Raw genomic sequence first — 12,915 nt, forward strand, 5'->3', positions numbered from 1 at the left:
GCTTGACCGATCGGCGCTCCGTGGGTAATGGCATCCCCTGCCTGCGGCCCACTGAACGCGGGTACACCATCGATTTCTGGGGGGCGCGCGCGAGCCGAGGCGGCCGCGCCTTGCCTCCCCACCCCTGGAGATAACGCCCGTGCCCCCTGCCCAGCAGGTCCCGTTTCCCCTCGATGGAGAGGGTGGTCAGAAGAGGCCTCGGCGCGCCCCCAAGACCCCGGGCGGCAGCGAGCCGCCGCCGCCTCCTCCGGTGCCCGACACGTCGCTCGCGGAAGAGGCGCAGCGCAAGTACCTGAACTACGCGCTCAGCGTCATCACGTCCCGCGCGCTGCCCGACGTGCGCGACGGCCTGAAGCCCGTGCAGCGCCGCATCCTCTACGCGATGCTGCACGACCTGCACCTCGCGCCCGACGGGCGCTTCCGCAAGAGCGCGGCGGTGGTCGGCGACGTGATGGGTAAGTACCACCCGCACGGCGACACCGCGATCTACGACGCGATGGTCCGGCTCGCGCAGGACTTCGTGATGCGCGCGCCGCTCGTCGCGGGCCACGGCAACTTCGGCTCGATCGACGGCGATGCACCCGCCGCGATGCGTTACACCGAAGCGAAGCTGCGGCCGCTCGCGCTCGAGCTGCTCGGCGAGCTCGGCAAGCGCACGGTCGAGTGGCGGCCGAACTACGACGGCACGAAGAGCGAGCCAGTCATCCTGCCGTCGCGCTTCCCGAACCTGCTCGTGAACGGCTCGCAGGGCATCGCCGTCGGCATGGCGACGAGCATCCCGCCGCACAACCTCGCGGAGGTGCTCGACGCTTGCATCGAGCTCTCGAACCAGCGTGATCTGCCGGTGAGCCGGCTCTTGAAGAAGATCAAGGGCCCGGACTTCCCGACGGGCGGCCAGCTCCACGCGACGAAGGAGGAGCTCGAGGCGGTCTACACGACGGGCCAGGGTTCGCTGAAGCTGCGCGGCGAGTGGAAGGTCGAGGACGACGACTCGAAGCGCGGGCCCTCGTTCCTCGTGGTCACGTCGATCCCGTACGGCGTCGAGCGCAAGGCGATCGTCGAGAAGATCGCGGAGGTGATCATCTCGAAGAAGCTGCCGCCGCTGCTCGACGTGCGCGACGAGTCGACGGACGTCGTGCGGATCGTGCTGGAGACGAAGCGCGGGACCGATCCGCAGCTCGTGATGGCGTACCTCTACAAGCACACGCCGCTCGCGGTGCACGTGCCGGTGAACCTCACCTGCCTCGTGCCCACGGACAACCCCGACGTCTCCGCGCCGAAGCGCCTCGGGCTCGACGAGATCCTGAACCAGTTCCTGACGTTCCGGTACTCGACGGTCACGCGGCGGCTGGAGTTCGATCTCGGCGAGCTCAAGGCGCGCATCCACGTCCTCGAGGGCCTCGAGATCGTCTTCGACGCGCTCGACGAGGTGATCGCGATCATCCGCAAGAGCGAAGGCAAGGCGGACGCCGCGAGCAAGCTGATCAAGCGCTTCAACCTGTCGGAGGAGCAGACGGACGCGATCCTGGAGCTGCGCCTCTACCGGCTCGCGCGGCTGGAGATCCAGGTCGTGCGCAAGGAGCTCGCGGACAAACGCACGGAGGCCAAGCGCCTCGACGCGCTGCTCAAGAGCGACGCGCGGCGCTGGGACCTCGTGCGCGACGAGCTCGCCCAGTTGAAGGAGAAGTACGGCGACCGCCGCCGCACGAAGATCATGGGCGCGGTCGACGAGCCGGAGTTCCAGGCCGAAGACTTCATCGTCGCCGAGGACGCGAACATCGTTTTGAGCTCCCAGGGTTGGGTGAAGCGCGTGCGCGAGCTCAAGGACCCGTCCGCGACGCGCCTGCGCGAGGGCGACAGCGTGCTCGCGGCCGTCGCGGGCTCGACGCGCTCGGCCGTCGCGTTCTTCTCGAACCTCGGCACCTGCTACGTCTGCCGCATCCACGACATCCCGCCCTCGACGGGGTACGGCGACCCGGTCCAGAAGCTCTTCAAGCTGGCGGACGGCGAGCGGATGGTCGCGATGATGTCGCTCGATCCGCGCGCGCTCGGCGAGGAGCTCTCCGCGCCGACCGAGGGCGCGGCCGAGCCCGAGCCGCCCTTCGCGCTCGCGCTCACGCGTGGAGGCCTGGGCTTCCGCTTCTCGCTCCGCCAGCACCGCGAGCCGAGCACCCGCGCGGGCCGCAAGTTCGCGAAGCTCAACGAGGGCGACGACATCCTCGCCGTGCTGCTCCCGAGCGCCGGCCGCGCCATCGTGTGCGTCGCGAGCAACGGCTTCGCGCTCGGCGTGCCCGTCGAGGAGATCGGCGTGCTCTCGGGCGCGGGCAAGGGCGCGATCGTGATGAAGCTCGACGACGGCGAGCGCGTCGTCGGCGCGATGCTCGACGATCGCGAGGTCATCCAGGCCGAGACCGAGAAGGGCAAGGTGACGAACCTGGTCCCCGACAGCGTGATCGGCGCGCGTGGCGAGTTCGGCCGGCAGGTCTTCGCCAAGAAGGACCGCGTCGTCCGGCTCGTTCCGCCCCCCGTCGCGACGCCCGTCCTCGGCAAACCGTCCGAGGAGGAGAGCTAGACCATGGCAACGACCGCTACCCCGCAGCCCACCTCCAAATCGAGCTACACCGCGAAGGACATCGAGGTCCTCGAGGGCCTCGAGCCGGTGCGCAAGCGCCCCGCGATGTACATCGGCGGGACCGACACGCGCGGCTATCACCACCTGCTCTGGGAGATCGTCGACAACGCGGTCGACGAGGCGATCAACGGCCACGCCAAGCGCATCGAGGTGACGCTCGACGCCGATCGGCGCGGCGCCACGATCGCCGACGACGGCCGCGGCTTTCCGGTCGACGTGCACCCGAAGTACGGCAAGCCCGCCCTCGAGCTCATCCTCTGCACGCTGCACGCCGGCGGCAAGTTCGCGAGCTCGAACTACAAGGTCTCCGGCGGCCTGCACGGCGTCGGTTCGAGCGTGGTGAACGCGCTCTCGGTCGAGCTCGAGGTGAAGGTTCTGCGCGACGGCTTCGAGCACGTGCAGGCCTTCAGCCGAGGCACGCCCACGGGCAAGCTGAAGCGCGGCGCCCCGACCCGCAAACACGGGACGATCCTGCACTTCCGCCCCGACCCGGAAATCTTTGGGGACAAAGCATCGTTCGACGCAGACACCGTCAGGGAGCGCCTCGAAGCGAAGGCCTACCTGCACGGCGGCCTGATCATCGTCTTCAAGGATCAGGCGACGGGCGAGAGCGTCGAGCTCGTGCACCCGAACGGGATCGCCGACTACCTGCCGAAGCTCGTCACGCAGCGAGGCAAGCCCGCGGTGCACGCGTCGATGTTCCACGTCGCGAAGGACGGCGACATGCGGCTCGAAGCCGCGCTGCTCTGGACCGAGTCGCCCGACGAGTCGGTGCGCTCCTACGTGAACGGCATCCCGACGCACACCGGCGGCTCGCACGAGAGCGGCTTCAACACCGCGATCGTGAAGGCCGTACGCGCCTTCATCGAGGCGAAGAAGATCCAGCCGAAGGGCGTGACGCTCACGGCCGAGGACATCCGCGAGGGCATCGTCGGCCTCCTGTCGATCTACATCCAGGAGCCGCAATTCCAGGGGCAAACGAAGGACCGGCTGAACAACCCCGAGGCCGGCCCCGCAGTCGAAGGCATCGTGCGCCCCGCGCTCGAGCAATGGCTGCTCGAGAACGGCACGGCCGGCGAGGCGATCGTGATGCGCGCGATCCTGGCCGCCCGCGCCCGCGAAGCCCGCCGCGAGGCGACGCAGCAGGTCGTCCGCAAGACGGCCATCTCGCACCGCCTGAACCTCCCCGGCAAGCTCGCCGACTGCAGCTCCACCGACCCGAACGAAAGCGAGCTCTTCATCGTCGAGGGCGACAGCGCAGGCGGCTCCGCCAAACAGGGCCGCGACCGGCGCACCCAGGCGATCCTGCCCCTGCGCGGCAAGGTGCTGAACGCCGAGCAAGCCTCGACGTCGAAGGTGCTCTCGAACAAGGAGCTCCAGGACATCGTCAGCGCGCTCGGCTGCGGCTTCGGCAAGGACTTCGACGCCTCGAAGCTCCGTTACGGCCGGATCTTCCTCCTGATGGACGCCGACAGCGACGGCCAGCACATCGCCACGCTGCTCCTGACGTTCTTCTACCGCCACCTGCCGGGCCTCATCCGCGGCGGCCACGTCTACCTCGCGCAACCCCCGCTCTACCGGATCGACGCCGGCAAAGAGACGCACTGGGCCCTCGACGAAAAAGAACGCGACCGCATCCTCGTCAAGCTGCCCAAAGGCCAGAAGCCCGAAATCTCCCGCTTCAAGGGCCTCGGCGAGATGCCCGCCGAGGACCTCAAGGCCACGACCCTCGACCCCCGCCGCCGCCGCGCCCTGCGCGTGGTCATCGAAGGCGAGCTCGAGACCGATCGCATCCTGAACGAGCTCATGGGCAAAGACGCCTCGGCCCGCTTCCGGTTCATCATGGACCGAGCCCAGACCGCCGAAATCGACGTCTGATCCCGAGCCCCCCGCCCCCCTACCCCCCTCACGTCCGCGGTTCGTCCCCACGCACCCGAGGTGCGTCCGGGATCACCCGCATTCACCACTTGCGCAATCGTGGCCCCACGCAGCCGCGCCACCGCGCCGCGCCCGATCATCCGGAGCCGATCCTGCGCGAGTTGAGCAGACTCGGCGCAACACGAGATCTGCCCGCTCATACGCAGGGTTAGGCCCGGGCGCCGACCAGCGCAAGGGTCGGAACGATGCTCGGAGGGCCCCCCTACGCGCCGGAAGAGCCGCCAGATCCGCGCAAAATCCCGGCACATTTGCACTCTCCATCACTGCACAACCCAGGGACCCAGCCCACAAGCCCAATTATGCGCATCCGAGATTGGTATGCCTGTATGGTAAATTTAGATACCAGCCCCCCCCTGTGACGACCTTCGGCCCGAGGGTTGCAAAGGCAGAACGTCGAGATGCCGTCACGGCGCCGCATGCAGCGGCGAGATTCCCCGTGGCAAGGAGAGGTTCCCGTGAGCGATGCGCTTCCTTTGACGATGCTGAACGCACCCTCCGCCGCCCGTATCCCCTCGGCCTCGTCCATGCCGCCATTTGCGGTGCGTCAGGCCCCCATCACGCAGACGCTGCCGAAGATCCCCGCTCCGCAGCCGTCGCAAATCATCCCGAAGAGCACGCCCGAGCGCATGCGCGTCGCACGCGAGCGCATCCGGGCCGCAGCCGAAGCCGGTCAACGAATCCGCTCGTACGAGGTCGCCCTCGACCTCGACCTGTCAGAGTTCCACTTCGCCCGGCAATTCCGCGCCGCCTTCGGTCGCTCTCCTCACGTCTTTTACGATGAGGTGCGCGCCCAGAAAGCCCGCGAGCTGCTCGCCGACGGCATGAGCGAAGGCGATGTCGCCCGTCGCATCGGCTTCCGCAGGCCCGCCGAGCTGCGCGCACTGCTGTCGAAGCGCTGAGCCAACTCCCCCATACAACGTAGTCGCCGGGGTTTCACCCCGGACCCCGACCAGGGGTTGTCCACCCCTGGACCCGGACCAGCGCAAGCGCTGGACTCGGGGCGACAGCGCGCGATGCGCGCTGTCGACAGGGACAAGGTTCCCAGCACATAGGTCAGCGCCGCCGTCTCGCTTGGCAACGCCGCGCGTGGTCTTGCCACGGGCCCGTCGGAGAAACTGCGCATCGCGCAGTATCGAAGCCTTCGGTCCAGGCCGTGCCTGGTCCGGGGTGCAGGGGGCGGACAGCCCCCTGCTGGGGTGCGGGGCAAAGCCCCGCTCCGCTCACGGCTTGCGGCGCGGACGATGTGGCGCGGCGCTGGCTCCGCTGTGCGGAGCGGTTGTCGCTGGCTCAGCGTGGTGCGCGACGAAGGACGCTCACGCCGGGCCAGGTCTTGCCGCGATCGGTCACTTCCCACTCGTCGGGGCCGAGGAAGCGACACTTTGCGCCGTCGAACATGCCTCCGCTTGCTCGGAGCGTGAAGGCGTCTCCGGACTCGCCTTCCACTTGATAGGGCGCGCTTTCGTCGGGCGTCTTCGAGGTTCGCACGCTCTGCGCGTCCTTCTCGAAGCGGATTCGCAGGGACTCGAAGAGGTCTGCCATCAGCGGCATCGCCTCGTTTGGGATGGGGTGATCCGATGTGTACCGCACGATCTCCCAGGTCCCCTGAAGCTTCTTCTTCACGCCTGTGAGCTCGGGCTCGGCGGGTTTGTCCGCCTCGATCGCTGCGCCCGTTGCGGGCCCTTCCACGGGTTGCCCACCATTGCCACCGGCGCAGCCCACGAGGAGCGGCACGAACATGAACCCAAGGCGAAGACGTCCCACGATCCAGGAAGGTAGCCCTACTTTGGGAGTCACCTCAAGTCTGCCGCGAAACGCCCCCGATCCGCCGGTGCTGGAGCGACGGCAGGCTCGCCCGCACCTGCGCGAGATACGCTGGATCGAGCGTCGCCACGACGATCCCCTCGCCCTCTGAAGCCTGCGCGACGACCTCGCCCCAGGGATCCACGATGCATGACTTGCCGTACGTCCTGCGCCCCTTCGGATGGCTGCCCCACTGCGCCGCCGCGATCACGTAGCACTGCGCCTCGATCGCTCGCGCGCGGAGGAGCACGTGCCAGTGATCCTTGCCCGTCGCGAGCGTGAATGCCGCTGGCACGATGAGGACCTCGGCGCCGCGCGAGACGAGCTCGCGATAGAGCTCGGGGAAGCGCAGGTCGTAGCAGATCGACAGGCCGATCCGCGTGCCCGCGACGTCGACGACGACGGGCTCGTCGCCCGGCATGCACGAGGCCGACTCGCGGTACCGCTGGCCGTCGCCGACCTCGACGTCGAACATGTGCATCTTGCGGTACCGCGCGACGATCTCGCCTGAAGGCGCGACCGCGGCGCAGGTGTTGTGGACGCGCTTCGGATCGGACGAGCGCTCGGGCAAGCCGCCCGCGAGGATCCACAGGCCGTATTTCGTGGCGTTCTCTGCGAGGAACGCCCGGATTCGGCCGCCGTCCTTCGCGTCGAGATCCTCGGCGACGCGCAGCCGCTCGTCGTCTTCGCCGCCCATGAAGGCGAAATTCTCGGGCAGGAGCACGACCTTCGCGCCGCGGGAAGCAGCCTCGGCCACGAGGCGCCCAGCCCGGCCGAGGTTCTCGGCGAGGTCTGCCTGGCTGTTCATCTGCACCGCCGCGGCGACGAGAGGCTCACGCATGCGGGGAAGCCTACCTCGCGCGGGGTCGCCTGTGTCGAGCGCGCGGACCGTCCACTGAAATCGACCCGAGCTCGCGCATGCCCCTTCCCGGCCTCGGATGGGCCGCTATTCTGCGCGCCCCATGGGGCCCCTCTCGTACCTGCCGCGGTCGGTGCTCGGCGTGGCGCAAGAGATCGTGCGCCACCTCCTCAAACGGCCCGTGGTCGGCGTGGCCGTGGCCGCCCGAACGGACGACGGGAGGTGGCTGCTCATCCGCCGCGCAGACACGGGGACCTGGGCGCTGCCCGGCGGCACCGTCGAGTGGGGCGAGACCCTGCGGACCACGGTCGTGCGGGAGCTCGATGAAGAGGCCGGGGTCGATGACGTGACGATCGGTCCAATGGTCGGCGTGTTTTCGCGGCCGGATCGAGACATCCGGTTTCATGCGGTGACGATCGTGGTGTCCGCGCGCGTGGGCGTGCCGAGTCGGCCGCCGAAGAACCGGCTGGAGATCCGCGAGGCGCGGCTCTTCCGCGACGAGGAGCTGCCCACGCCGCTGGCGATGGGGATGGACGACATGCTCGCCGCCGCGCGGCGCGGCGAGGTGGTGTTCGAGTGACGTTCGTAGCGACTTGAGGGAGGACACGAGGATGACGCACCTGCACCACGGCTGGGACAAACAGCCGGATCCGGCCGTGCGAGCGCGGATCGACGAGCTCGCCGAGCGCATCGAGCGCTACCGCTCGAGCTATTACGCCGGCAAACCCGACATCTCGGACGCCGCTTACGACGCGCTCGAAGACGAGCTGCGTGATCTCGACCCGACGCACCCGGTGCTGGCGCGCGTCGGCACGCCCGTGACCGTGACCGAGTGGGAAAAGGCTCGGCACGAGATCCCCATGGGCTCGCTGAACAAGGTCGTGAACGAGGGCGAGCTCGAAGCCTGGGCCGCGCGCTGCGACGAGCTCGTCGTGAAGGAAGGCGGCAAGGCGATCTCGGACGATCTCTTCGTCGCGGAGAAGCTCGACGGGATCTCGATCGAGGTGATCTACCGCGACGGCAAGTACGCCGACGCGATCACGCGCGGCGACGGGATCATGGGCGAGCGCATCTCGCCGAACGTGGCCCGCATGCGCGGCGTGCCGCAGAAGCTGAAGGAGAAGCTCACGCTCAGCGTGCGCGGCGAGATCATCCTGAAGCTCTCGGACATGAAGAAGTCGTTCCCGGGCGTGGCGAACCCGCGAAACGCCGCCGCGGGCACGTCGAAGCGCTTCGATGGCCAGGGCTGCGAGCACCTGACGGTGCTGTTCTACGACGTCGCCGATCACCTCGACGTCACGACCGAGGAGCAGAAGATCACGTTCTTGCGCAAGCAGGGCTTCGGCACGCCGTGGACCGCGAAGGGCACGCTGAAGGACGTGCTCGGGCTCTACCGGAAGTACTCGTCGGAGATCCGCGCCGGGCTCGACTACGAGATCGACGGGCTCGTGGTGCGCGCGAACTCGATCGCGGCGCAGACCGTGCTCGGCGAGCTAAACCGAAGGCCGCGCGGCGCCACCGCGTTCAAGTTCGCGTCGCAGGCGAAGGTGTCGAAGGTCGTGGAGATCCTCTGGGACACGGGGCCGAGCGGGCGCGTGACGCCTGTCGCGATCGTGGAGCCCGTGGAGCTCGCGGGCGCGACCGTGCAGCGCGCGAGCCTGCACAACGTGGGCAACGTGCGCGCGCTCGGGATCGGCGTGGGCGACGAGGTGCTCGTGTCGCGCCGGAACGACGTGATCCCGTACGTCGAAGAGGTCGTCGAGAAGGGCGGCAAGACGGAGCAGCCGCCGACGCGCTGTCGTCGCTGCGCGGCCGAGCTCGTGACGAGCGGCGAGTACCTGCTCTGCCGCAACCAGGAGTGCCCTGCGCTCGTCGAGGGCCGGATCCACAACTGGATCGACGCGATCGGCGCGCTCGAGTGGGGCGACAAGCTGATCGAGCAGCTCGTCGAGGCGAAGCTCGTGAAGGAGCCGGGCGATCTCTACAAGCTCAAGCCGAAGCAGATCGCGGACCTCGAGCGGCGCGGCGACAAGATCGCGAAGAAGGTGCTCGACGAGCTCACGAGCCGGCTGCCGCTCACGCTCCCCGTGTTCCTGGCGGCGCTCGGCATCGAGGGTTTTGCGATCCAAACCGCGCGGCTGCTCGTGGCGTCGGGCTACACGACGATCGAAAAACTGCTCGCGGCGACGGAGCAGGACCTCGCTGGGATCTCGGGGCTCGGTCCGATCAAGGCCGGCATGATCGTGCGCGGGCTCCAGGGACGCAAAGCCGAGATCGAGCGGCTGATCGCGCAAGGCATCGTGCCCGTCACGCAGGAGCAGGAGGGGCCGCTCGCGGGGATGTCGTTCTGCTTCACGGGCGCGCTGAGCCGACCGCGCGGCGAGATGACGAACCTCGTGGAGGCGAACGGCGGGCGCGTGCTCTCGGGCGTGACGAAGGAGCTCAACTACCTCGTCAGCGCCGAAGCCGACTCGACGTCGAGCAAGGCACAGAAGGCGAAGAAGTACGGGACGCAGCTCCTCGACGAAGCCGGCTTCTTCAAGCTCATTCAGGACAAGGGCGTGAAGGTCTCCTGACCTCGATCACGCCCTGCCATCAACGCTCCTCACCAGTACGTGTCCTGATCCTCGGTGACCCCGGCGAGCCGATCGACGGTGATCGGCTCGCGCCCCGGGACGAGGATGCGCCCCGAGAACTCCCCGGCGAGCTGAAGGAAACGCGAGCGGACGATCCCGAGGTCGTGGCGCTCGGTGTGGAGGCCGCTCGGCGTGAAGTGGAGATCGACGCTGTCGTCGGGCGCGCGGACCTGCCAGCCCGACAGAGGTCGTTCGCGGTCAAACGAAAATCGGACGGCCGAGAGCGGCACGACCTCGCCGTCGATCCAGACGACACACTCGCGATCGCCGACGAACCCCTCGGTGAGGTTCAAGGCGACGGGTCTGCCCTCGGTGGTGCGGCCGAGGCCGAAGCCCCATCGCCACGCGGTGTGCCGTTCGAGCAGGCCCGCCGTGAAGTCGTACCCGGCGAGCGCGCCGTCGAGCGAGAACTTCCGGCCCCCGGCGACGAGCGAACCCGATGCCGTGAGGAGCGCGCGTTTCTCCGTGGTCGAGAAGAGGCCTTCCCGCAGCGCAGCGACGACACCGAGCGCAGGCGGCGCCGTCGCCGTGCCGAGCCGCGCCTGGAGCTCGAGGCCCTGCATGCGTACGTCAATGACGTAATCGCTCTGGCCGACGGGCCGCGAGACGGAGAGGTGATTGCCGCCGAGGTGATAGGAGGCGAGGCAGCCCTCGCCGCCGCTATCGCCGACGAAGGCGCTGAACGGCGGGCCCTTGCTGGTCTCGTCGACGAGCGCGCGGCCCTCGCGGCGATCCACGACGAAGGCGAAGGTGTTCGCGGCGTAGCCGAGGCGGATGATCGCGGCCGCGCAGATGAGCTCGTCGGACGCGAGGGCCACGTAAAACCAGCGCTTTTCGCGGCGCACGCGGGTGAGCGGGTTCTTCGCGGCGGGCCCGAAGGCGACGGGCGGCAGGCCCCCGGCGTACGTGCCGAACCGGGGCCTCTGGGTGGTCGGGTCGAGGATCGCTTCGGGCGGAGTCCGGTGGATCTGCATCCACGGGAGAATAGCGAGCCCTGGGAAGACGGCACGGACCTGCGCACGGCGCGGGAGCGCCACCGCGGATCGCGGTGGTAGACTCGCGCGCCATGCAGGCCGCGATCGTGAACACGCCCCATCCCGTCAACGAGCCGGTGCGTTCTTATGCGCCCGGTACGGCCGAACGCGCGGAGCTCAAGGCCGCACTCGCGCGCATGTCCGGCGAGACGCTCGAGATCCCGATGGTGATCGGCGCGAACAACGTCTTCTCGGGCCGTCTCACCGAGGTGCGCGCGCCGCACAAGCGGAGCCTGCTCCTCGCGCGCGCCCACGACGGCAATCGCAGCGACGTGGAGGAGGCGATCGAGGCCGCGCTCGGCGCGTCGCAGATGTGGAGCGAGCTGCCGTGGACGGCGCGCGCGGCGGTGTTCCTGCGCGCGGCGGAGCTGCTCGCGACGCGGTACCGGCCGCTGCTCAACGCGGCGACGATGCTCGGGCAGAGCAAGACGGCGCATCAAGCCGAGATCGACGCGGCCTGCGAGCTCATCGATTTCCTGCGCTTCAACGTGGCCTACGCGCGGCAGATCGCGACGGAGCAGCCCGAGAGCGCGCCGGGGACGTGGAACGTGATGGAGCCGCGCGCGCTCGAAGGTTTCGTCTTCGCGGCGACGCCGTTCAACTTCACGGCCATCGCGGCGAACCTGCCCGCGGCGCCGGCGATCATGGGCAACACGGTCGTGTGGAAGCCGTCGCAGAACGCGCTGCTCTCGGCGCACTGGATCATGGCGCTCTTCCGCGAGGCGGGTCTGCCCGACGGCGTGATCAACCTCGTGATGGGAGATCCGGCGGAGATCACGACGGCGGCTTTGGAGCATCCGAGCCTCGCCGGCGTGCACTTCACGGGCTCGACGCCGGTGTTCCGTTGGATGTGGCGCAAGATCGGCGAGAACATCGATCGGTACCGGACGTACCCGCGGCTCGTGGGCGAGACGGGCGGCAAGGATTTTGTGTTTGCGCATTCGAGCGCGGATCCGACGGCGCTCGCGGTCGCGCTCGTGCGCGGCGCGTTCGAGTACCAGGGGCAAAAGTGCTCGGCGGCGTCACGCGCGTACGTGCCGAAGTCGATGTGGCCGGCGCTGAAGGAGCGCATCGTGGAGCTCACGCGGATGATCCGCGTCGGCGACGTCGCGGACTTCCGCAACTTCATGGGCGCAGTGATCGACGGTCGTGCTTACGCGCGGATCACGAGCGCGGTGGAGGAAGCGCGGAAAGGCGGACGCGCGCGGCTCATCTGCGGCGGCGAGTGGAGCGACACGGAGGGCTTCTTCATCGAGCCGACGGTGATGGAGACCGACGATCCGAAGCACTCGCTGATGGAGACGGAGCTCTTCGGCCCGGTGCTGACGGTGTGGCCGTACGAGGATGCGAAGGTGGACGAGGCGCTCGCGCTCTGCGACGAGACGAGCCCGTACGCGCTGACGGGCGCGGTGTTCGCACGCGATCGGGTGTTCATCGAGAAGGCGAGCAAGGCGCTCCGGCGCGCAGCGGGGAACTTCTACGTGAACGACAAACCCACGGGCGCGGTGGTCGGCCAGCAGCCGTTCGGCGGCGGGCGCGCCTCGGGGACGAACGACAAGGCCGGCAGCGTGCTGAACCTCCTGCGCTGGACGTCGCCGCGCGTGATCAAAGAGAACTTCGAGCCGCCGCGCGCCGTGCCTTACCCGTTCCAGTCCGAGCCGTGAAACACGCGTTGCCGCGTCACTGCGGCGTGGCCTGACAAGCGCCGCCCTCGATGGCGACGCACACGCCCTTCTCCTCCTCGTAGTACGAGGCTTGCTCCTCGTAACAGTCGGCCTGGGTGGAGATGGACGCGGCGTAGGCCGAGTCTTCGGCCGCGAGCTCGACGCACGTCGACTTGCAGAGCGACTCGCTCGCGCCGGGCTGGCAGAGCGCGTTTTTCTGGCAAATGACGGCGCAACTGTCCTCGGGTGAACGGTCACCGCAGCCGGAGATCACGAAGGTCAGGACAAGGGCGAAAAGAGTCGAAAGGCGCATGCGTCGAGGATAACGCAGGCGGGTTTTGGCAGAGCGCGC

General features: G+C 68.7%; 10 protein-coding genes. 6 read left to right on the forward strand and 4 right to left on the reverse strand.

Going from position 1 to position 12,915, the window contains the following annotated elements:
• Positions 1-139: 139 nt before the first annotated feature.
• From QHF84_RS04485 to QHF84_RS04495, 3 genes are all read left to right on the forward strand, one after another.
• Complete coding sequence (locus tag QHF84_RS04485; protein WP_281311910.1) at positions 140-2,572, forward strand: DNA topoisomerase (ATP-hydrolyzing); 2,433 nt, start codon at positions 140-142, stop codon at positions 2,570-2,572.
• A gap of 3 nt (positions 2,573-2,575) precedes the next feature.
• Positions 2,576-4,510, forward strand: coding sequence for a DNA topoisomerase IV subunit B (locus QHF84_RS04490; protein ID WP_281311911.1), 1,935 nt, complete (start codon positions 2,576-2,578; stop codon positions 4,508-4,510).
• Between the two features lie 515 nt (positions 4,511-5,025).
• Positions 5,026-5,469 (forward strand): helix-turn-helix domain-containing protein, encoded by a 444-nt coding sequence (locus QHF84_RS04495; RefSeq protein ID WP_281311912.1) that lies wholly within the window; start codon positions 5,026-5,028, stop codon positions 5,467-5,469.
• Positions 5,470-5,857: 388 nt separating this feature from the next.
• Here the strand turns inward: QHF84_RS04495 and QHF84_RS04500 are convergent, their stop codons facing one another.
• Both QHF84_RS04500 and QHF84_RS04505 read right to left on the reverse strand, forming a co-directional pair.
• Entirely contained in the window at positions 5,858-6,331 is a 474-nt protein-coding gene (locus QHF84_RS04500) for a hypothetical protein (protein ID WP_281311913.1), read from the reverse strand.
• Positions 6,332-6,365: 34 nt separating this feature from the next.
• A complete protein-coding gene (locus QHF84_RS04505) occupies positions 6,366-7,211 on the reverse strand; it encodes a carbon-nitrogen hydrolase family protein (RefSeq protein WP_281311914.1) in 846 nt (281 codons plus the stop codon).
• A 121-nt stretch (positions 7,212-7,332) separates the two neighbouring features.
• Between QHF84_RS04505 and QHF84_RS04510 the strand changes: the two genes are divergently transcribed.
• Together QHF84_RS04510 and ligA are read left to right on the forward strand one after the other, a co-directional pair.
• Positions 7,333-7,809: an NUDIX hydrolase gene (locus QHF84_RS04510; protein ID WP_281311915.1), complete on the forward strand. Its 477-nt coding sequence runs from the start codon at positions 7,333-7,335 to the stop codon at positions 7,807-7,809.
• 31 nt (positions 7,810-7,840) lie between these two features.
• On the forward strand, positions 7,841-9,805 hold the full coding sequence (gene ligA / locus QHF84_RS04515; RefSeq protein WP_281311916.1) for an NAD-dependent DNA ligase LigA: 1,965 nt from the start codon (positions 7,841-7,843) through the stop codon (positions 9,803-9,805).
• A 29-nt stretch (positions 9,806-9,834) separates the two neighbouring features.
• Here the strand turns inward: ligA and QHF84_RS04520 are convergent, their stop codons facing one another.
• Positions 9,835-10,839, reverse strand: a complete 1,005-nt coding sequence (locus QHF84_RS04520; protein ID WP_281311917.1) for a DUF2804 domain-containing protein — start codon at positions 10,837-10,839, stop codon at positions 9,835-9,837.
• A gap of 92 nt (positions 10,840-10,931) precedes the next feature.
• Between QHF84_RS04520 and pruA the strand changes: the two genes are divergently transcribed.
• A complete protein-coding gene (gene pruA, locus QHF84_RS04525; RefSeq protein ID WP_281311918.1) occupies positions 10,932-12,563 on the forward strand; it encodes an L-glutamate gamma-semialdehyde dehydrogenase in 1,632 nt (543 codons plus the stop codon).
• A 16-nt stretch (positions 12,564-12,579) separates the two neighbouring features.
• Here the strand turns inward: pruA and QHF84_RS04530 are convergent, their stop codons facing one another.
• Positions 12,580-12,876 carry a hypothetical protein gene (locus QHF84_RS04530; RefSeq protein WP_281311919.1) on the reverse strand — a complete coding sequence of 99 codons (297 nt, stop codon included), beginning with the start codon at positions 12,874-12,876 and terminating at the stop codon, positions 12,580-12,582.
• Between the last annotated feature and the right edge of the window lie 39 nt (positions 12,877-12,915).

This window comes from Polyangium sp. y55x31 (genome assembly GCF_029946505.1).
Lineage (GTDB): Bacteria > Myxococcota_A > Polyangia > Polyangiales > Polyangiaceae > Polyangium.